Genomic DNA, 19,221 nt, shown 5'->3' on the forward strand with positions numbered 1-19,221 from the left:
CGAATTTCGGGAGCGGCCGGTCACGCCGCCCGCATGGAAAGCTCGATGTCGTCCGCGAAGGGCACGGAGATGTAGCCCGATGCGGCCGAGCGGATGTGAGCGAGGTAGTCGGGGCAATAGTCGACATTGTCGGCGACGATCAGCGCGCCGGGCCGAAGGCGGTCCTCCACCAGTTCCAGGATATCGCGGTAGAGGGACTTGGCGCCGTCGAGCAGCAGGAGGTCGATTGTCGCCGGCAGGCCGGTGCGCAGGGTCTCCAGCGCGTCGCCTTCCCGGATCTCGACGAGATCGATCAGGCCGCCCTCGGCAAGGTTCTGCCGGGCCCGCGCGACCTTGGAGGGCTCGAACTCGCTGGTGATCAGCCGGCCGCCGCCATTGTCGCGCAGGGCGGCGGCAAGGTGGAGCGTCGAGATGCCGAAGGACGTGCCGAACTCCACGATGGACGTCGCACCGCGGCTGCGGGCCAGCATGTAGAGCAGCGCGCCCGTCTCGCGCGATACCGGCAGCCAGAGGTCCTTCATCCGGCCGTAGAGATCGAGATATTCCGTCTTGCTGCGCATGAGGCGTTCGCGCTCGTCGTGCGGGATCGCGGCCATCTCCGGGCTGGAGGCCGTCTCGGCTTCCTCGAAAAGCCGGTCGAGAAGCGATGCGAGCGGCTCCGTCGTCAGGGTGGTCATGAAAAATGCTCCGTGGCTTGTGTTCGCGGTGAAAATACGAATAATCCATCGCGTTTTCTAATCGCATTGCCGAGCGCGCCCATGACCGACCGCCCAAGTGCCCGTATATCCTCGCGAAAACAGCCGAAGCAGGCGCGCTCGGGCGCGCTCGTCCAGGCCGTCTTGCAGGCTGCTGTTCAGGTTTTGGCGGAGGAGGGGGCGCAGCGTTTCACCACCGCCCGCGTTGCGGAAAGGGCGGGCGTCAGCATCGGGTCGCTCTACCAGTATTTCCCGAACAAGGCGGCGATCCTCTTCCGGCTGCAAAGCGACGAGTGGCAGCAGACCAACGACCTTCTCCGGCGCATCCTGGAGGACCGCGCGCAGCCGCCGTTCTCCCGGCTGCGGGCTCTCGTCCATGCCTTCATCCGGTCCGAATGCGAGGAGGCGACGGTCCGCATCGCCCTCGACGACGCGGCCCCGCTCTATCGGGATGCGCCCGAGGCCCGCGAGGCGAAGGAGGCGGGCGATCCGATCTTCGCGGGTTTCCTGCGGGAGGTCCTTCCCGATAGCACCGATGCCGTGCGGGACCTTGCCGCCGACCTGGTCATGACGACGATGAGCACGGTCGGCAAGGAATTCTCGGAAACGCCGCGCAGCCTTGCCGAGATGGAGGCCTATGCCGATGCGATGGCCGACATGTTCTCCGCCTATATTCGCAGCCTTGTGGGCGGCCCCGTGCCGTCATAGGCGCGGGGCCTATTCCCCCGCCACGACGAGGCCCGGCACGGCCGCGGCAAGCGCCTCGAAGCCCGGCTTCTGGCGGGCCTTCGCGTCGGTGATGAGATGGGCCATCTCGCCGGTCTCGCAGAACACCGAGCGGCTGACGACGCCGACCTTGGAATGGTCGGCGAGGATGATCGTGCGGCCGGAATTGCGCACCATGGCGCGGGCGATCTCGGCGCCGTGCAGGAAGTAGTTCATCGCCCCCATCGAGGCGTCGACCCCCCAGGGGGCTAGCAGCGCGATATCCGCCCGGTAGCGCTGGATGTCGTTGATGGTCGCCTCGCCATAGGTCTCCATCGGGTCCTGCTTGACGTTGCCGGCGAGCAGGATGACGCGCGTGCCGCGCGAAAGTTCGCCCGTGCGCTCCGCAAGCTGGCTCGCCACGTCGACGGAATTGGTGAGGATCGTGAGGTTGGTGAGGCCCGTCGGCCCGGCCAAGGCCTCCGCCATGGTGGAGCTTGTCGAGCCCGCATCCATGAAGATCGTCTGGCCGCTTTCCAGATAGCCGAGGGCCGCCGCGCAGATCGCGCGCTTTTCCTGCAGGCGCAGCGTGATGCGCACGCCGAAGGTCGTGTCCTCGCGCGCTGCCGGCACCGCGCCGCCGCGCACCCGGCGCAGCTCGCCCGCCACCTCCATCTCCATGAGGTCGCGCCGGATCGTCTCCCGCGACACGCCGAAATCCTCGACGATGCGGTCGATCGACACCTGGCCATAGGCCGCAAGCAGCGAACGGATTTTCTGCTGACGCTCTTCTTGCCACATGCGGCACCTCCTTTGGCGCCTTCCTTGATACGTGACGCCTCGCTTTGCCACAAGCGGCATGTCACTTGCCGCATAAAAACTCACTTTGCCACTAAAAACACATATTGCCACATCTGCAAAATGGATGTACGTAAATGGCAAGGGCCGGAAATGGCCCGGCCAAATCCATCAATCGGTCGCAATGCAATTGCCGGCGCGCCAACCCGCATGTTCGCGGGAAGGGCGGCGGCTTGCCTGAAACCGGGAAAGCGTCGAACAGACAATGACCAGCGCCGCCCTCATCGAAGACCAGCATGTGGCATTTGCCGTGGAACTGGCGGAGGTGGCCCGCACGGTGCTGCGCGAGAACGACGTGGCGCGCGTCGACGTCTCGGTCAAGCCGGACCGCAGCCTCGTCACGGCGATGGACATCCTCATCGAGGACCGCCTGCGCGCGTTGATCGCGGCGCGCTATCCCGCGCACGGCATCATCGGCGAGGAGCGCGAATGGGTGCGCCCCGGCGCCGAGCATGTCTGGGTGCTCGATCCCATCGACGGCACGACGGCCTTCATCGCCGGCATGCCGGTCTACGGCACGCTGATCGCGCTTGCCGTCGGCGGCGTGCCGCGCCTCGGCATCATCGACATTCCGGCAATCGATTCCCGCTGGATCGGCGCGGAGGGCCGGCAGACGACGCGCAACGGCACGCCCGTGCGCACCCGCGCCTGCCCCTCGCTGGCACAGGCGATCATGACCAACAGCAACCAGGATTATTTCGCGCTGAAGGAGCGCCCCGCGCTCGACCGGCTGCGCGCCGTCACCAGCGCGCGCGTCTATGGCGGGGCGAGCCTCAATTACGGCCTGCTGGCCGACGGGCGCACGGACCTTGCCATCGACGGCGGCCAGAAGGTCTTCGATTTCGCGCCCTTCCGGCCCATCGTGGAAGGGGCGGGCGGCATCGTCACGGACTGGGCCGGCGCGCCGCTGACGCTCGAAAGCTCCGGCCAGCTTCTCGGCGCGGGCGATGCCAAGATCCACCGCCAGGCGCTCGACCTCATCAAGGACCTGAAGGCCGTTCCGGCCGGCGCATGAGCGAAAAGACCAAGGAGGAGGGGGAACCCATGGGCATAGCGATTTCAAACCTCTCGGTGAAGTACGGGGCCGAGACCGTCATTTCCGGCCTCTCCCTCGATATTCCGGAAGGCTGCTTCTTCACGTTGCTCGGCCCCTCCGGCTGCGGCAAGACCACGCTCCTGCGCACCATCGCCGGCTTTGCGCCGGCCAGCGGCGGCCAGATCCGCTTCGGTGGGCGCGACGTCACCGAGCTTCCACCGCACAGGCGCGCCATCGGCATGGTCTTCCAGGACTATGCGCTCTTTCCCGACAAGACCGTCGCCGACAACGTCGCCTATGGCCTGCGCGCCCGCGGCGAGAAGGGCCCCGGCGTCGAGGAGAAGGTGAAGGCCGCGCTGGAGCGCGTCGGCCTCGGCCATCTGCTCTCCCGCCACCCGGCCGCCCTTTCCGGCGGCCAGCGCCAGCGCGTGGCGCTCGCCCGCGCCCTCGTCATCAAGCCGCAGGTGCTGCTGATGGACGAGCCGCTCTCCAATCTCGATGCGAAGCTGCGCGTGCAGATCCGCGAGACGATCATCGAATTGCAGCGCGAGGCCAACATCACCACCGTCTTCGTCACGCACGACCAGGAGGAGGCCCTTTCCATGTCGGACCTCATCGGCGTGATGAACAAGGGCAAGGTCGAGCAGCTCGGCACGCCGCAGGAAATCTACGCGACGCCGCGCACCGGCTATGTCGCCGATTTCGTCGGCGCGGCGAACCGCACCGAGGTCCCCGTCCGCCCGGCTTCCGCAGGCCTCGTCGAGGTCGAGGTGGCGGGCCATCGCCTGACGGCGACGGATGCGCTGGAAGGCCCCGCCGAGCGCGGTCTCCTCGTCCTGCGCCCGGAGGACCTGAACATCTCCGCCGAACCCGCCGCGGGCCGCCAGTCTCTGCCGGCGACCGTTCGCGGGCGGCAATATCTCGGCGCGCGCACCAGCTACAGCGTCGAGTGCGCCGGCGGCCTCCTCCTCAATGCCGAAATGCACGGCGCGGGTCATGATGCCTTCCTGCCGGGCGCCCATGTCCATCTCGGCTTCGAGCCGGCAGCCGCACGGGTGATCCGCTCATGAACCACTCGACGCTCCGCACCCCCTGGCCCTGGCTTTCGGCCCTCGCGCTCGCCCTTCTCGGCGTCTTCGTCCTCTATCCGCTGCTCTATATCTTCACGGCGAGCTTTGCCGGCGAGGGCCGGTCCGGCTGGCTCCAGCTTCTCGAGGACAGGCGCAGCCTGGAGGCCATCGGCAACACGCTTGTTCTCGCCTGCGTCGTCACGCTGTTCGCAACGCTGATCGGCGTGCCGCTCGCCTATGTCTCGGCGCGCTACCGTTTCCGCGGCAAGCTGTTCATCACGCTCCTGCCGCTCATCACCCTCGTCATACCGGAAGTCGTGACGGCGCAGACCTGGCTGATGATCCTCGGCAACAACGGCGTCGTCACCCGCTTCCTCAAGGGCTACGGCATCCTGATCCCCAGCTTCTACGGCTGGTTCGGCCTCATCACGTCGATGAGCTTCATCTACTACACCTATGTCTACATCGGCACGGTGGCGGCCATCGGCAAGTTCGATGCGCAGCTCGAGGAGGCCGCCCAGAGCCTCGGCACGCCGCCGGTGCGCGCGCGCCTTCATGTCATGCTGCCGGTCATCCGCCCGGCCATCCTCGCCTCGGCGCTGCTCGTCTTCACCATGGTGGTCGGCAACTTCGCCATCTCCACCATCCTCGGCCATAACCTGCCGCTGCTGTCGGTCGCCATCTACCAGGCGGCGGTCGCCGAGGGCGCGACGAACCTCACCATGCAGAGCACGCTCGCCAGCACCTCGGTGCTGATCGTCATGGCCGTGCTCTTCGTCAACCGCCGCATCATCGCCAAGGGCCGCTACGAGATCGTGCAGGGCCGTGGCGCCAAGCCCCAGCCGCTGAAGGGCGCGCAGGGCCTCCTCGTCAGCGCCGCCGCCGGCATCGTCGTCGCGGTCTCGCTGCTGCCGCTCGTCACCATCGCCGTCGGCGCCTTCACGGTCTCGCGCGGCCCGGTCATGCGCTGGGGCGAATGGACGCTCGACAACATGGCGCGCGTCTTCATCACCGCGCCGGGCCCGCTCGTCAATTCCATCGTCTATGCCGGCATCGCCACGGTCATCTCCGTCTCCTTCTCGACGCTGGTGAGCTACCTCGTCGTCAAGAAGCCGAACCTGATGACGCCGATGATCGACTATGTCTCGGCCATTCCGCTGGCGCTCTCCGGCACGGTGCTCGGCGTCGGGCTGCTCGCCTCGTTCAACGGCGGCTTCCTCGCGCTGACGGGCACCTCGACGATCATCGTGCTTGCCTATGTCGTGCGCCGCATGCCCTTCGGCATGCGCAACGGCCAGGCGATCCTGCACAACATCCCGAACTCCCTCGAGGAGGCCTCGATCAGCCTCGGCTCGCCGCCGCTCAGGACCTTCCTGCGCGTCGTGCTGCCGATGATGCTGCCCGCCGTCGCCTCCGCCGCGATCCTCACCTGGACGACGACGGTGTCCGAGCTCTCGGCCTCGCTGCTCGTCTATTCGGGCGGGCGCGAGACCCTGCCGATCCAGATCTTCCGGCTCATCGATTCCGGCCTGATGGCCTATGCCTCGGCCTACGGCCTGGTGCTCGTCGCCGTGATCCTCGTGCCGGTGGTCGTCGCCACCACCGTGTTCAAGGTCGACCTGTTCGCCTCGAAGTGAAACGCAAAACCAAAAGAGAGGAACTGCCATGAAGAAACTTGCCGCAACCACCCTTCTGCTGGCCGGCCTTGCCGCCGGCGCGAATGCCGCCGACCCGGTAATCTACACCACCAATCCGGTGCCGGCCGTCGAAGCCGCGCAGGCCGTCATCAAGGAAAAAGCCGGCCTCACCACGGGTATCATCACCGGCGGCAGCGGCGTGCTGCTGCGCCGCATCGAGGCGGAGAAGGCCGCCCCGCAGGGCGACGTCTTCTGGTCGTCCTCGGCCAACACGATGGGCGCCTTCAAGGACGTGCTGGAGCCCTATTCCTCGCCCGAACTTGCCAATGTGCCGGCGGACCTGCGCGTCGCCGACGACTATTTCCAGCCGGCCAACCTCCATGTCGTCACCGTGATGGTCAACACCGACCAGCTTGACGGCACGCCCGCGCCCGCCGACTGGAAGGACCTTGCCGATCCCGCCTGGAAGGGCCGCATCATCCTTCCCGATCCGGCCAACAGCTCGACGGGCTACACCATCGTCTGGGGCCTTTCCAAGCTGCTCGACGCGGAGACCTACAAGGCGCTCGTCGGCAACCTCGTCGTCTCGTCCTCGTCCTCCGCCGTGCCGAAGGGCGTGGCGATGGGCGAATATGCCGTGGGCCTGACCTTCGAGACCAACAGCTACAGCTATGTCGACGGCGGCCAGACCGAGATCGCCATCGTCTACCCGTCTTCCGGCACCTTCACGACGCCGGAATATTCCGCTCTCGTCAAGGGCGCGCCGGCCGGCGACGACGCCAAGAAGGCGATCGACGCGCTGCTCTCCAAGGAAGCGCAGACGGAGCTGCTGAAGGTCGCCTTCCGCCGCCCGAGCCGCACCGACATCAAGGTCTCCGACTACGTGAAGCTGCCGGAACTCTCCTCGATCAAGGTCTTCAAGATCGACGAGGAGGAGGCCGCCCGCAGCCGCGATGCGTTCCTCGCCGAATGGGCCGCCCTGCCGAAGGCCGGTTCGAGCGAGTAAGGGTCCTCCCGCGCGGCAGGCCGGCAGAGGTCCGCGCTTTCGTGCCGGTTTGCGCGCTCGGGGCAGCGTGCGGGCAATCTCCAGCCCGCACGCTGCTGGGCATTTGCGGGAGGCGACGTTTCGATTACGCGCCTTGGCGGATGCAAACTTCAGGCGCCGTACTGGGCATCGCTGACATGCTCCATCCAGTCGACGACCTTGCCGTCCTTGACCTCCTGGAGCGCGATATGGGTCATGGCGACATCGGGCGCGGCGCCATGCCAGTGCTTTTCGCCCGGTGCGAACCACACGACGTCGCCGGGGCGGATCTCTTCGACGGCGCCGCCCTCGCGCTGCACGCGGCCGAGGCCGGAGACGACGATGAGCGTCTGGCCGAGCGGATGGGTATGCCAGGCGGTGCGCGCGCCCGGCTCGAAGGTCACCTGCGCGCCCTGCACCCGTTCGGCGTCGAACGGGTTGAAGAGCGGATCGATGCGCACCGTCCCGGTGAACCAGGCCTCCGGCCCCTTTGCCGAGGATCGTGTACCTGCCCGTAGAATGTCCATGGTCGTTCTCCTGTCATCGTCCTGTGCTGCCGGACCCGCGCAGCCTTGCCGCCTGAAGGAATAGCACTAAATCGGGTCGGACGTCCTCCGCCGAGGCCGCCGGCGGCCGCGAAGGAAGGAACCGGGATGGCAAAGACATTCAAGGTGGGCGATCATGTGGGCTGGAATTCCGAGGCGGGGCAGGTCTCGGGAACGATCGTCAAGGTCCACACCCGCGATTTCGACTACAAGGGCCACACGCACCGCGCCTCCAAGGAAGACCCGCAATATGAGATCAAGAGCGACAAGACCGACCACGTCGCGGCTCACAAAGGCAGCGCCCTCCGGCACATATAGGGGAGAGGCGTGACGCTTCCGTTCTTCACGATCGGCCACTCCAACCGGAGCATCGACACGTTCGTCGAACTGCTGCAGGAGCCGCGGGTCGAGCGCGTGGTCGACGTGCGGAAGATGCCGATGTCACGGGCCAACCCGCAGTTCAACCGAGACAGCCTGCCGCTTGCGCTCGAGCCGTACCAGATATCCTACGAGCATATCGCCGCGCTCGGCGGCCTTCGCGGCAGACGGCCGGCTGAGCCCTCCGACGTCAACGGATTGTGGGAGAACCGGAGCTTCCACAACTACGCCGACTACGCGCTGACGGAAGAATTCCGTGCAGGGCTCGCCCACCTGATCGGAGAAGGCCGCAAGCGACGTTGCGCGGTCATGTGTTCGGAGGCCGTCTGGTGGCGGTGCCACCGCCGCCTCATCGCCGACAACCTGATCGCGCACGGCGAAACCGTGATCCACATCATGGACAAGGGCCGGCTCGAATCCGCCCGCCTGACGCCGGGGGCCGTCATCCGACCGGATAAATCCGTCGTCTATCCCGTAGCGCAGCCCGACCCGGCCTGACCGCGCGAATTTTCCTCATCGCGGCAATGCGCCGGCGGTGCGAACCTGCTATTGCGGGAGAGGCGCCCGGCGCCCACGGATTTTACGATAGCTGACCAGAGCGGACCCGAACGATGGCTTCCCATCCCGACAATACGACGCTTTCGACCTCGTTCCAGCCGGAGCCGGTCTCCTCGCTCGACGGCGCGGACCGCGCCTGGGCGCGGCACGCCATCGGCATCCTGGAGGGCGACGCCCGCCGTTCGGCCGACACGCACCTCGTCAATCCGGTCTTCAAGGGGCTGAAGGGCATCTCGATCTACCTGAAGGACGAGAGCACGCACCCGACCGGCAGCCTGAAGCACCGGCTGGCCCGCTCCCTCTTCCTCTACGGCATCTGCAACGGGCGGATCTGCAAGGGCACCACGCTGGTCGAGGCCTCTTCCGGCTCGACCGCCGTCTCGGAGGCCTATTTCGCGAACCTCCTCGGCCTGCCCTTCATCGCCGTCATGCCGCGCAGCACCAGCCGCGCGAAGATCGACGTCATCGAGCGCTTCGGCGGGCGCTGCGCCTTCGTCGACGCGCCGGGCGAAGTCTACGAGACGGCCGCGCGCATCGCCGCCGAGACGAACGGCCACTATCTCGACCAGTTCACCAATGCCGAGCGCGCCACCGACTGGCGCGGCAACAACAACATCGCCGAGAGCATCTTCGGCCAGATGGAGCGGGAAGCCCATCCGGTGCCGGCCTGGGTGATCATGGGCGCGGGCACTGGCGGCACCTCGGCGACCATCGGCCGCTATATCCGCTACCGCAACCTTGCGACCCGGCTCTGCGTCACCGACGTCGAGCATTCGGTCTTCTTCGACGCCTGGAAGAGCGGGGACGCGGAAACGACCTGCACGGCGCCCTCGCGGATCGAAGGCGTCGGCCGGCCGCGCGTCGAGCCCTCCTTCATCCCCACGGTCATCGACCACATGATCAAGGTGCCGGACGCGGCCTCCATCGCCGCCGCGCACGTCCTCTCCGACCGCCTGTTCCGCCGGGTGGGCGCCTCGACGGGCACGAACTTCTTCGGGCTCCTCTCCATCGCCGACAGCATGATGAGGGAGGGCCGCGAGGGCTCGCTCGTCACGCTGATCTGCGACAGCGGCGACCGCTATTCCGGCACCTATTTCAATCCCGAATGGCTGGAGCGCAACGGCATCGACATCGCGCCGTGGAGCAACACCATCGAGACCTTCCTGGATACCGGGGTCTTCAAGGCGCCCTGAGCGCGATTCGCCCCGGTTTTTCCTTCCTGCGAGCGGCCGCCCGGCTTTCCGCGGCCGCTTTCGCGTGAAAGACGTATCGTTTTCCGACATATCCCGTGTGCAAAGGGGTTGTGCGCGGGCTCGCCCGCTTGACGTGTCGAACGAGCATGAAAGAATTGCCGAATCCCAAGAGGAGCGCTGGTTTCTCGCGGGATCCGGGTACGGAGGGGTGCCCGGTGTCGTTCGAAGACGTTTTTAAGGGATTTTTTCAAGGAGGAGACAACCCATGGAGACAGGATCAGGGGGCGGCGGCTGGTTCAGCCGCGAGCGCACGGTGGCCAAGCCCGGCTTCAGCCGCTGGATGGTGCCGCCGGCGGCATTGTGCGTCCATCTGTGCATCGGCCAAGCCTATGCCTTCAGCGTTTTCAACCTGCCGATGACCAAGCTCATCGGCATTTCTGAATCTGCGCCCGACGACTGGAAGCTGACCGAGCTGGGATGGATCTTCTCGCTCGCCATCTTCTTCCTCGGCGTCTCGTCGGCGCTGTTCGGCCGCTGGGTCGAGGAGGGCGGTCCGCGCCGGGCGATGTTCACCGCGGCCTGCTGCTGGGCCGGCGGCTTCCTCATCTCGGCCTTCGGCGTTTCCATCCATAACCTGTGGCTGATCTATCTTGGCTACGGCGTGCTCGGCGGCATCGCGCTCGGCATCGGCTACATCTCGCCGGTCTCGACCCTGATGAAGTGGTTCCCCGACCGCCCGGGCATGGCGACCGGCATGGCCATCATGGGCTTCGGCGGCGGCGCTTTCATCGCCTCGCCCCTTTCGGTCTGGCTGATGAACAGGTTCAACACCGAGACCCATATCGGCGTCATGGAGACGTTCGTCGTCCTCGGCATCGTCTATTTCGTCTTCATGATGGTGGGCTCGATCATCGTCAGGGTTCCCGCGGCCGACTGGAAGCCGGAAGGCTATGTCGCCCCGAGGGAAAACAAGCTCATCAGCAAGAACGACGTCTACGTCTACGACGCGCTGAAGACGCCGCAGTTCTGGCTGATCTGGGTGGTGCTGTGTGTCAACACCACGGCCGGCATCGGCGTGCTCGGCCAGGCCTCGGCCATGAGCCAGGAAATGTTCCCCGGCCAGATCACCCCCATCGCCGCCGCCGGCCTCGTCGGCCTGATGAGCCTCTTCAACATGGGCGGGCGCTTCGCCTGGGCGACGACGTCGGACTATCTCGGCCGCAGGAACACTTATTTCGTATTCATGACGCTGGGCTTCATCCTCTACTGCCTCGTGCCCTATACCGGCGCGATCGGCTCCGTCGCGGGCTTCGTCCTGTGCTTCTGCATCATCATCTCGATGTATGGCGGGGGCTTTGCCACGGTGCCGGCCTACCTGCGCGACATGTTCGGCACCCGCTATGTCGGCGCCATCCACGGCCTTCTGCTGACGGCCTGGTCGGCGGCGGGCATCTTCGGGCCGGTGCTGGTGAACTACATCCGCCAGTACAACGTCACCCACGACGTTCCCAAGGCGCAGGCCTACGGGACCACCATGTACATCATGGCGGGCCTGTTCGTGCTGGGCTTCATCTGCAACTTCCTCGTCAAGGCGGTCGACGCCCGCTTCCACATGAAGAACGAAACTCCTGCATTGGGCGCCGCCGATGCAGCGGCCAAGGCATAGGAGGCGGCCATGGAAAACACCAATCGCACCACAACCACGACCCTGCAGCTCGTCCTCGCCTGGGGCTTCGTCGGCATTCCGCTGGTCTGGGGCGTCTTCCAGACCCTTCTGAATACCCTGCAACTGTTCCAGTAACAGGCAGACAACGTGACCGGGGGCATCGTCCCCGGTCATCCTTTTTCGTCAGTGCTGCGGTGCCGGCAGGGCGTCCGGCTCGCCGGCCATCGTCGAGCGGCCGTGCTGGACGAGCGGACGGTTGCCCGCCAGCCGGCGCAGGAGGACGTAGAACACCGGCGTCATGAAGATGCCGAAGAAGGTGACGCCGATCATGCCGCAAAAGACGGCAAGGCCCATGGCGGCGCGCATCTCGGCCCCCGCGCCGGTCGACAGCACCAGCGGCACGACACCCATGATGAAGGCCATGGAGGTCATGAGGATCGGCCGCAGGCGAAGACGGCTCGCCTCGATCGCGGCCTTCACGGGCGTCCTTCCCTCGAATTCCAGCTCGCGCGCGAACTCGACGATGAGGATCGCGTTCTTCGCAGAAAGGCCCACGAGTACCACGAGGCCGATCTGGGTGAAGATGTTGTTGTCTCCGCCCGTGTACCAGACCCCCGCCAGCGCCGCGAGCACGCCCATCGGCACGATCATGATGATGGCGATCGGCAGCGTCAGGCTCTCATATTGCGCGGCGAGCACGAGATAGACGAGCAGCAGCGCGAGCGGGAAGACGACGATGCTCGAATTGCCGGCGAGGATCTGCTGGTAGGTGAGGTCCGTCCATTCGAAGTCGATGCCTGCCGGCAGGGTTTCCGCGGCGATCTTCTCGATGGCCTCCTGCGCCTGGCCGGAGGAGAAGCCCGGCGCAGGCCCGCCGTTGATGTCGGCGGAAAGGAAGCCGTTGTAGCGCGTGGTGCGCTCCGGCCCGGTCGTGGCGTCCACCTTCAGGAGGGCGGCAAGCGGGATCATCTCGCCGGACTGCGAGCGCACCTTGAGGTGGCCGATATCCTCCGGCTCCGCTCGGAAGGCGGAATCAGCCTGCACGCGCACGCTGTAGGTCCGCCCGAAGGCGTTGAAGTCGTTGACATAGAGCGAGCCGAGATAGATCTGCAGCGTCTCGAACACGTCCGTCACCTTGACGCCGAGCTGCTGGGCCTTGGCCCGGTCGAGGTCGGCGTAGAGCTGCGGCACGTTGATCTGGAAGCTGGAGAAGAGGCCCGCCAGCTCCGGCGTCTGGTAGGCTTTCGCAAGGAAGGCCTTCGTCGCCTCGTCGAGCGCCTTGTAGCCGAGGCCCGCGCGGTCCTCGATCTGCAGCTTGAAGCCGCCCGTCGAGCCGAGGCCGTTGACCGGCGGCGGCGGGAAGATGGCGATGAAGGCATCCTGGATGCCGGCGAATTTCTGGTTGAGTTGCATGGCGATCGCCCCGCCGGAAAGCTCCGGCGTCGTGCGCTTGTCGAAATCGTCCAGCGTGGCGAAGACGATGCCCGAATTGGAGCCGATGGTGAAGCCGTTGATCGACAGGCCCGGGAAGGCGATGGCGTGGGAGACGCCCGGCTGTTCCAGCGCGATCTCGCTCATCTTCTTGATCACCTCTTCCGTGCGGTCCAGCGTGGCGCCGTCCGGAAGCTGGGCAAAGCCGATGAGGTACTGCTTGTCCTGCGCCGGCACGAAGCCGCCGGGCACGGCGTTGAACACCGTATAGGTCGCCCCGACCAGCACCAGATAGAGCGCCATGACGAGCGACTTTCGCGAGACGAGCCCGCCGACGCTGCGCCCGTAGCCGTTCGAGGCCGCGCCGAAGACCCGGTTGAAGCCGCGGAAGAACCAGCCGAACAGGCGGTCCATGGCGCGGGTCAGCCAGTCCTTCGGGGCGTGGTGGTCCTTCAGGAGAAGGGCGGCCAGCGCCGGCGAGAGGGTCAGCGAGTTGACCGCCGAGATCACCGTCGAGATGGCGATGGTCAGCGCGAACTGCCGGTAGAACTGGCCCGACAGGCCGCTGATGAAGGCGAGCGGCACGAAGACGGCGACGAGCACGAGCGCGATGGCGACGATCGGCCCCGAGACCTCGCGCATCGCCCGGTAGGTCGCCTCGCGCGGGGAAAGGCCGTTCTCGATGTTGCGCTCGACGTTCTCGACGACGACGATCGCGTCGTCCACCACGATGCCGATGGCGAGCACGAGGCCGAACAGCGTCAGCGCGTTCACCGAGAAGCCGAAGGCATACATCACCGCGAAGGTGCCGATGATGGAGACGGGGACGGCGAGCAGCGGGATGATCGAGGCGCGCCAGGTCTGCAGGAACAGGATGACGACGAGCACGACGAGCGCCACCGCCTCCAGGAGCGTATCGACGACCTTGTCGATGGAGGCGCGGACGAACTCCGTCGTGTCGTAGACGATCTCGTATTTCACGCCGTCCGGCATGGAAAGCTGGAGCTGGTCCATGGTCGCGCGCACGTTGTCGGCGATCTCGATGGCGTTGGAGCCTGGCGCCTGGAGCACGGCGATGGCGACGGCCGGCTGGCCGTCGAGGAGGGAGCGCAGCGTATAGTCGGCCGCGCCCATCTCGATGCGGGCGACGTCACGGAGGCGGGTGATCTGCCCTTCCGGGCCGGCCTTGACGATGATGTTGCCGAACTCCTCCGGCGTGCGCAGCCGCCCTTGCGCGTTGACGTTGAGCTGGAGGTTGACGTCGGACGGCGTCGGCGAGGCGCCGATGATGCCGGCGGCGGCCTGCACGTTCTGCTCGCGGATCGCATTGGTGATGTCGCTTGCCGCAAGCGCATGCTCGGCCGCCTTCTGCGGGTCGATCCACACGCGCATCGCATAGTCGCCCGCCCCGAACACCTGCACCTGCCCGACGCCCTCGATGCGGGCGAGGCGATCCTTGATGTTCAGCGTCGCGTAGTTGCGCAGATAGGTGACGTCGTAGCGGTCCGTCGTCGAGACGAAGTTAACCACCATGATGAAGTCGGGCGAGCTCTTGACGGTGGTGACGCCGAGCGCGCGCACCTCCGCCGGCAGCCGCGGCTCGGCCTGCGCCACGCGGTTCTGCACGAGCTGCTGTGCCTTGTCCGCGTCCGTGCCGAGCTTGAAGGTGACGGTCAGCGTCAGGACGCCGTCGGACGTCGCCTGGCTGTTCATGTAGAGCATGTCCTCCACGCCGTTGATCTGCTCTTCCAGCGGCGTGGCGACGGTTTCGGAAATGACGACGGGGTTTGCGCCGGGATAGACCGCGCGCACCACGATGGATGGCGGCACGACCTCCGGATATTCGGAAATCGGCAGGGCGCGCATGCCGATCAGGCCTGCCACCACGATGAGGATCGACAGCACCCCGGCGAACACCGGGCGATCCACGAAGAAACGGGAAATATTCATGTCATGAACCCCTCTCCAGGGACGAACGGACCCGTCCGGCGGGCAAGGCTCCGCCGGCAGGCATGGGATTTCTGTGGTTGGAGGCAGGGCGCGGGCGTCCTGCTGATCTTTTGGGTATGGCGATTGCCGCGCCCCCTCATCCGCCTGCCGGCACCTTCTCCCCGAGGGGAGAAGGGGGAAACGAGAGGCTGCGCCCGCCCTCTTCCCTTCTCCCCTGGGGGAGAAGGTGGCCCGAAAGGGCCGGATGAGGGGGCTTCGCCTACTTCACGGAGGCGACGTTTTCCTGCACCTGCGGATCGACGACGGCGCCGGGGCGGATGCGCTGCAGGCCGTTGACGACGACCTTGTCGCCGGCCGCAAGACCGCTTTCGACCACGCGTTCACCGTCCGACAGACTGCCGAGCACGATGGGCCGGTAGGCCACCTTGTTGTCCTTGTCGACGACGAAGACGAACTTCTTGTCCTGGTCGGTGCCGACCGCCTTCTCGCTGACGAGGATCTTGCTCTCGGCGCGCGGCTCGCCCATGCGGATGCGCACGAACTGGCCGGGGATCAGTCTGCCGCCGGGATTGTCGAAGACGGCGCGCACGGCGACGGTGCCGCTTGCCGCATCCACCTCGTTGCCGATGAGCTGGAGCCTGCCGCGGATCGGCGTGCCCTCGTCGGCGAGCGTGCCGACCTCGACCGGGATCTGCTCGATGGGCCGCAGCGCGCCGTCGGTGGCGGGCAGGGCGGCGAGCGCCGCGGTGACCGTCTCCTCGCTGACATTGAAGCCCGCATAGATCGGATCGACGGAAACGAGCGTCGTCAGCGCCGGCGAGGCGGACCCCGCCGCGACGAGGTTGCCCACGGTGATCTCCACCTTGCCTGCGCGGCCGGAAACGGGCGCGCGGACATTGGTGTAGTCGAGCTCGAGCTGGGCGGCGTGCAGGGCCGCTTGCGCGGTCTTGAGCGCCGCGTTGGCCTCGGCCAGCGCGTTCTGGCGCTGGTCAATGTCGCTCTGCGAGATGCTGTTGCTCTGGGCGAGGCGCTCGCCGCGCTCGAGCTGGACCTTCGCCAGCTTCACCCGCGCCTCGGCGGAGGCGAGCTGGCCTTCGGCCTGCGTCACCGCCGTCCTGTAGGGCTCGGGATCGATGGTGAAGAGAAGGTCGCCCGCCTTCACGAGCGCGCCTTCGCGGAAGTCGACCGACTGGATGGCGCCGGCAACGCGCGAGCGGACCTGCACGCGGTCGATCGCCTCCAGCCGGCCGGAAAATTCCTGCCATGTCACGACGTCGCGATTCTCGACCACGGAGACCGTCACCGGCACGGCGGGCACTTCGGCAACTGCGACGGCCTCGGCCTTCGCAGCCGTGCCCGGCAGGTGCAGCATCAGGGCCGCGGCAGAAACGGACACGGCCAGTCCCAGGCCGGCGCCCGTGAGGGCCCAGCGCTTGCGCTTCGACATCATTGTTTTCTCCTTGTGGCCTCAGGCCACGCTATGCGTTGTTTTCATATAAAATCAGTGAACGCTAATATCTTGAATGAAGCCGCAGAACTGGTCGGAGAGGATATCCGCCCAGGGTTCGGCCCCGTTGAGTGTCCCGCCGTAAATTCCCGGCCAGCCTGTTCCCGCGGGAAGGACATGCTGGCGAACCGTGACGCCCGCTTGCGTGAGGCGGGCGGCATAGCCGAGCGTCTCGTCGAGCAGCGGATCGTCCGCCGAGGAAAGGACCAGCGCCGGGGCGAGGCCCGCAAGGCGCGAGCAGAGCGAGGGCGCGGCATAGGGGTGGCAGACGCCGGCGCTGAGATAATGGCTCCAGCCGTCCGCCCAGCGCTCGCGCATGCCGCTATCGGCCCTGCCGAAGGATTGCGTCGCCATGAACGGGTCGAGCAGCGGCGAGAGCAGCACCTGGCCGTCCAGCTCGTCGGCGAAGTGGTCGCGCGCCTTGAGCGCGACGCCGGCCGCGATGTTGCCGCCGGCCTCCTCGCCGCCGACGAGGAGCGGCGACTTGCGGTCGCCGAGGCCCGCGCGCTTCTTGGCGAGATGGGAGAAGATGGAGAAGCCGACCTCGAGCGGGGCGGGGAAGACGCTGCCCGCGGCGTTGTAGTCCGGCACGGCGACGATGGCGCCGGTGCCGGCGATGCATTCGGCAAGCGGGCAATGCGAAAGCCCGGTTTCCCTGAAGGCGCCGCCGTGGAAATAGAGCAGGACGGGCGCGCCCCTGGCGCACTCGGCGCCCTGGTAGACGCGCACCGGCACGGGGCCGGGGGCCACCGTGTCGAATGTCATGTCCTTGATCTCTACGGGCATCGATTTTGTCCTGCGGCCCGTCTGGAAATAGGCGGGGCCCTCACCATTTATATCGTTCGTCATTTTGCCTCGGATAAGTATGGTAAAACCGATTTCACTGTCCAATATTTCGAACAATCATATCTTCCAGGGCGGGAATGTTCCATGGATCAGCTTTCTGCGATGCGCGCCTTCCTCCGCGTGGTGGAGACGGGCAATTTCACGCGGGCTTCCGCCGCGCTCGGCATGCCCAAGGCGACGGTCAGCAACCTCATCCAGAATCTCGAGACCCATCTCCAGACCAAGCTCCTCAACCGCACCACGCGCCGCGTCATGGTGACGACCGACGGGGCACTCTACTACGAAAGGGCGAACCAGATCGTCAGCGAGCTCGACGAGCTGGACGGCAGCCTCACCCATTCGCGCACCAGCCCGAGCGGGCGCCTGCGCGTGGAGATGTCGGGCGCCTTCGCCGACCTTATCGTCATCCCCGAGCTCAACGATTTCCATGAGCGCTATCCCGATATCCATATCGACCTCGGCGTCGGCGACCGGACGGTGGACTATCTTGCCGAGAACGTGGACTGCGCGCTGCGCGCCGGTTCGCCGGGCAACGTGTCGCTGATCGCCCGCCGTGTCGGGGAGATGGACATGATCGCCTGCGCCGCGCCGCGCTATCTCGAAACCTTCGGCGCGCCGGGGCACCCTTCGGAGCTGGAGGCGGCGCATCATTGCGTGAACTATTTCCTCGCGCAGACCAACCGGGTCATCCCGTTCGAGTTCGAGCGGGCGGGCGAGATGGTCGAGGTCAACGGCCGCTACATCGTCTCGGTCAACGACGCGCGCAGCTACCTTGCCGCCGCGCTCGCCGGGCTCGGCGTCGCGCCGATGCCGTGCTTCATGGCGCAGGAGGCGCTTGCCAGAGGCCAGCTCGTTCCAGTGCTGCCGGACTGGCGCACCGTTCCCGTCCCCCTCTATGTCGTCTATCCGCCGAACCGGCACCTCAGCAACAAGGTGCGCGTCTTCGTCGACTGGCTCGTGCCCCTGCTGGCGCGCACGCATCTGGCGGCCCGGGCGGCGAAAGCCTGAGCCTGCGGCTTTTGTCGCGCCGCGGGGCAGATGCCCGATTGACAGTGGCGCCGCCTTCGCGCATGAAAGTTTCAGTTTATACTCCACTTATGGGGTGCGTGTTGACATTCCAGCCCCGAATGAACAACCGGATCAGCGGCTTCAAGGTCGTCGGCAACATCCATAGCCGCCGGTGGAACGGCATCACCGCCGATCTTACCGAGGTGGAATGCGCGCCGAGCGCCGGCGGCTACTATATCGCCGCCGATCCGCGGCTGTTCATCCTGCTCGAGGCGGAAGGCGAGGGGCGGCCGCTCTTGAAGATGACCGCCGACGGCGCCGCCACGCCACAGGACACCGGGCAGCGGCCGATCTCCTTCGTGCCGGCCGGCATGGACCTGTGGGTCGACGTGATCGGCGTGCGCTCCATGCGCCATCTCGACCTGCATTTCGATACGCAGGTCATTCTCAGGCGCCTCGGCGAGGACCTCGACCCGAAGAAGCTGGACGATCCGCACCTGCTTTTCAACGATCCCGGGATCGTTGCACTCGGTGAGCTCATCGCCGCCGAATGCGCCAATCCGCAGCCGCTGCACGACCTCTACGGCGATGGGCTGGCGATGGCGCTGATCATCGACGCGATGAAGCTCGGCCGGTCCGCGCCGCGCCGGCGCAACGCCCTTGCCGCATGGCAATTGCGGCGGGCGCTGGATTTCATCGAGGCCAATTGCCTGCGCGGCATCCGCCTCGAAGAGCTCGCGGCGCTGACGGGCCTGTCGCAATCGCATTTCAGCCGGGCCTTCAAGGCATCGACCGGCGCGGCACCGCACCAGTGGCAGATGAAGATGCGCATCCGCAGGGCGCAGCAGATGCTGCTGTCGGAGGGCAATGCGCTGAGCGACATCGCGGCGGAGACGGGCTTTTCCGACCAGGCGCATTTCACCCGCATCTTCCGCCAGGTCACCGGCCTTCCGCCCGCCCATTGGCGCAAGGCGCAGAAGTAGCCGCAAAGCGGTCAAAATTGCCCAAATCCGTTCAAGAACCGCAAATGCGTTCAATCCGCCCCGCTAAAGATGAGTTAATTGCTCATCTTATTTACGCCGCATGCAGGGGCTGCGGCATCGGTGGGGTTGTT

General features: G+C 66.4%; 18 protein-coding genes. 12 read left to right on the forward strand and 6 right to left on the reverse strand.

Features of this window, described 5'->3' with window-relative positions; genetic code table 11:
• Window positions 1-20: 20 nt before the first annotated feature.
• Complete coding sequence (locus ACZ5TO_RS02090; protein ID WP_464799360.1) at window positions 21-677, reverse strand: O-methyltransferase; 657 nt, start codon at window positions 675-677, stop codon at window positions 21-23.
• Between the two features lie 81 nt (window positions 678-758).
• Between ACZ5TO_RS02090 and ACZ5TO_RS02095 the strand changes: the two genes are divergently transcribed.
• A complete protein-coding gene (locus tag ACZ5TO_RS02095) occupies window positions 759-1,403 on the forward strand; it encodes a TetR/AcrR family transcriptional regulator (protein ID WP_464799361.1) in 645 nt (214 codons plus the stop codon).
• Between the two features lie 9 nt (window positions 1,404-1,412).
• Here the strand turns inward: ACZ5TO_RS02095 and ACZ5TO_RS02100 are convergent, their stop codons facing one another.
• Window positions 1,413-2,201, reverse strand: a complete 789-nt coding sequence (locus ACZ5TO_RS02100) for a DeoR/GlpR family DNA-binding transcription regulator (RefSeq protein WP_184145009.1) — start codon at window positions 2,199-2,201, stop codon at window positions 1,413-1,415.
• Window positions 2,202-2,463: 262 nt separating this feature from the next.
• Here ACZ5TO_RS02100 and ACZ5TO_RS02105 point away from each other — a divergent pair, with 262 nt between their 5' ends.
• From ACZ5TO_RS02105 to ACZ5TO_RS02120, 4 genes are read left to right on the forward strand one after another with little or no spacing between them, the layout of a single operon-like run.
• Entirely contained in the window at window positions 2,464-3,273 is an 810-nt protein-coding gene (locus tag ACZ5TO_RS02105) for an inositol monophosphatase family protein (protein ID WP_464799362.1), read from the forward strand.
• Between the two features lie 29 nt (window positions 3,274-3,302).
• Complete coding sequence (locus ACZ5TO_RS02110; RefSeq protein WP_184145011.1) at window positions 3,303-4,364, forward strand: ABC transporter ATP-binding protein; 1,062 nt, start codon at window positions 3,303-3,305, stop codon at window positions 4,362-4,364.
• Window positions 4,361-6,001 carry an ABC transporter permease gene (locus ACZ5TO_RS02115; RefSeq protein WP_464799363.1) on the forward strand — a complete coding sequence of 547 codons (1,641 nt, stop codon included), beginning with the start codon at window positions 4,361-4,363 and terminating at the stop codon, window positions 5,999-6,001. Before ACZ5TO_RS02110 ends, ACZ5TO_RS02115 begins: the two co-directional genes overlap by 4 nt.
• Before the next feature lie 28 nt (window positions 6,002-6,029).
• Entirely contained in the window at window positions 6,030-7,007 is a 978-nt protein-coding gene (locus tag ACZ5TO_RS02120) for an extracellular solute-binding protein (protein WP_464799364.1), read from the forward strand.
• 149 nt (window positions 7,008-7,156) lie between these two features.
• On the opposite strand, the gene ACZ5TO_RS02125 is transcribed toward ACZ5TO_RS02120, so the two are convergent.
• Entirely contained in the window at window positions 7,157-7,552 is a 396-nt protein-coding gene (locus tag ACZ5TO_RS02125; protein ID WP_464799365.1) for a (R)-mandelonitrile lyase, read from the reverse strand.
• Window positions 7,553-7,678: 126 nt separating this feature from the next.
• Here ACZ5TO_RS02125 and ACZ5TO_RS02130 point away from each other — a divergent pair, with 126 nt between their 5' ends.
• The 5 genes from ACZ5TO_RS02130 (at window position 7,679) to ACZ5TO_RS02150 (ending at window position 11,500) form a co-directional block, all read left to right on the forward strand.
• Window positions 7,679-7,888, forward strand: a complete 210-nt coding sequence (locus ACZ5TO_RS02130; protein ID WP_464799366.1) for a hypervirulence associated TUDOR domain-containing protein — start codon at window positions 7,679-7,681, stop codon at window positions 7,886-7,888.
• A 9-nt stretch (window positions 7,889-7,897) separates the two neighbouring features.
• Window positions 7,898-8,446, forward strand: coding sequence for a DUF488 domain-containing protein (locus ACZ5TO_RS02135; RefSeq protein ID WP_464799367.1), 549 nt, complete (start codon window positions 7,898-7,900; stop codon window positions 8,444-8,446).
• A gap of 113 nt (window positions 8,447-8,559) precedes the next feature.
• A complete protein-coding gene (locus ACZ5TO_RS02140; protein WP_464799368.1) occupies window positions 8,560-9,699 on the forward strand; it encodes a PLP-dependent cysteine synthase family protein in 1,140 nt (379 codons plus the stop codon).
• 265 nt (window positions 9,700-9,964) lie between these two features.
• Complete coding sequence (locus ACZ5TO_RS02145; RefSeq protein WP_184145018.1) at window positions 9,965-11,365, forward strand: L-lactate MFS transporter; 1,401 nt, start codon at window positions 9,965-9,967, stop codon at window positions 11,363-11,365.
• 9 nt (window positions 11,366-11,374) lie between these two features.
• Window positions 11,375-11,500 carry an MFS transporter small subunit gene (locus tag ACZ5TO_RS02150; protein WP_281396987.1) on the forward strand — a complete coding sequence of 42 codons (126 nt, stop codon included), beginning with the start codon at window positions 11,375-11,377 and terminating at the stop codon, window positions 11,498-11,500.
• Between the two features lie 48 nt (window positions 11,501-11,548).
• Here the strand turns inward: ACZ5TO_RS02150 and ACZ5TO_RS02155 are convergent, their stop codons facing one another.
• The 3 genes from ACZ5TO_RS02155 to ACZ5TO_RS02165 all read right to left on the reverse strand — a co-directional run bounded on the left by ACZ5TO_RS02155 (window position 11,549) and on the right by ACZ5TO_RS02165 (window position 17,039).
• On the reverse strand, window positions 11,549-14,746 hold the full coding sequence (locus ACZ5TO_RS02155) for an efflux RND transporter permease subunit (RefSeq protein WP_464799369.1): 3,198 nt from the start codon (window positions 14,744-14,746) through the stop codon (window positions 11,549-11,551).
• A gap of 259 nt (window positions 14,747-15,005) precedes the next feature.
• A complete protein-coding gene (locus ACZ5TO_RS02160; protein WP_464799370.1) occupies window positions 15,006-16,196 on the reverse strand; it encodes an efflux RND transporter periplasmic adaptor subunit in 1,191 nt (396 codons plus the stop codon).
• A gap of 51 nt (window positions 16,197-16,247) precedes the next feature.
• Window positions 16,248-17,039 carry an alpha/beta hydrolase fold domain-containing protein gene (locus ACZ5TO_RS02165; protein WP_464799371.1) on the reverse strand — a complete coding sequence of 264 codons (792 nt, stop codon included), beginning with the start codon at window positions 17,037-17,039 and terminating at the stop codon, window positions 16,248-16,250.
• A 144-nt stretch (window positions 17,040-17,183) separates the two neighbouring features.
• Here ACZ5TO_RS02165 and ACZ5TO_RS02170 point away from each other — a divergent pair, with 144 nt between their 5' ends.
• Together ACZ5TO_RS02170 and ACZ5TO_RS02175 are read left to right on the forward strand one after the other, a co-directional pair.
• Window positions 17,184-18,107, forward strand: coding sequence for a LysR family transcriptional regulator (locus ACZ5TO_RS02170; RefSeq protein ID WP_464799372.1), 924 nt, complete (start codon window positions 17,184-17,186; stop codon window positions 18,105-18,107).
• A 119-nt stretch (window positions 18,108-18,226) separates the two neighbouring features.
• Window positions 18,227-19,090: a helix-turn-helix domain-containing protein gene (locus tag ACZ5TO_RS02175; protein ID WP_464799373.1), complete on the forward strand. Its 864-nt coding sequence runs from the start codon at window positions 18,227-18,229 to the stop codon at window positions 19,088-19,090.
• The last annotated feature ends 131 nt before the right edge of the window (window positions 19,091-19,221 follow it).

The sequence above is a fragment of the Shinella sp. Sh6 genome (assembly GCF_055392685.1).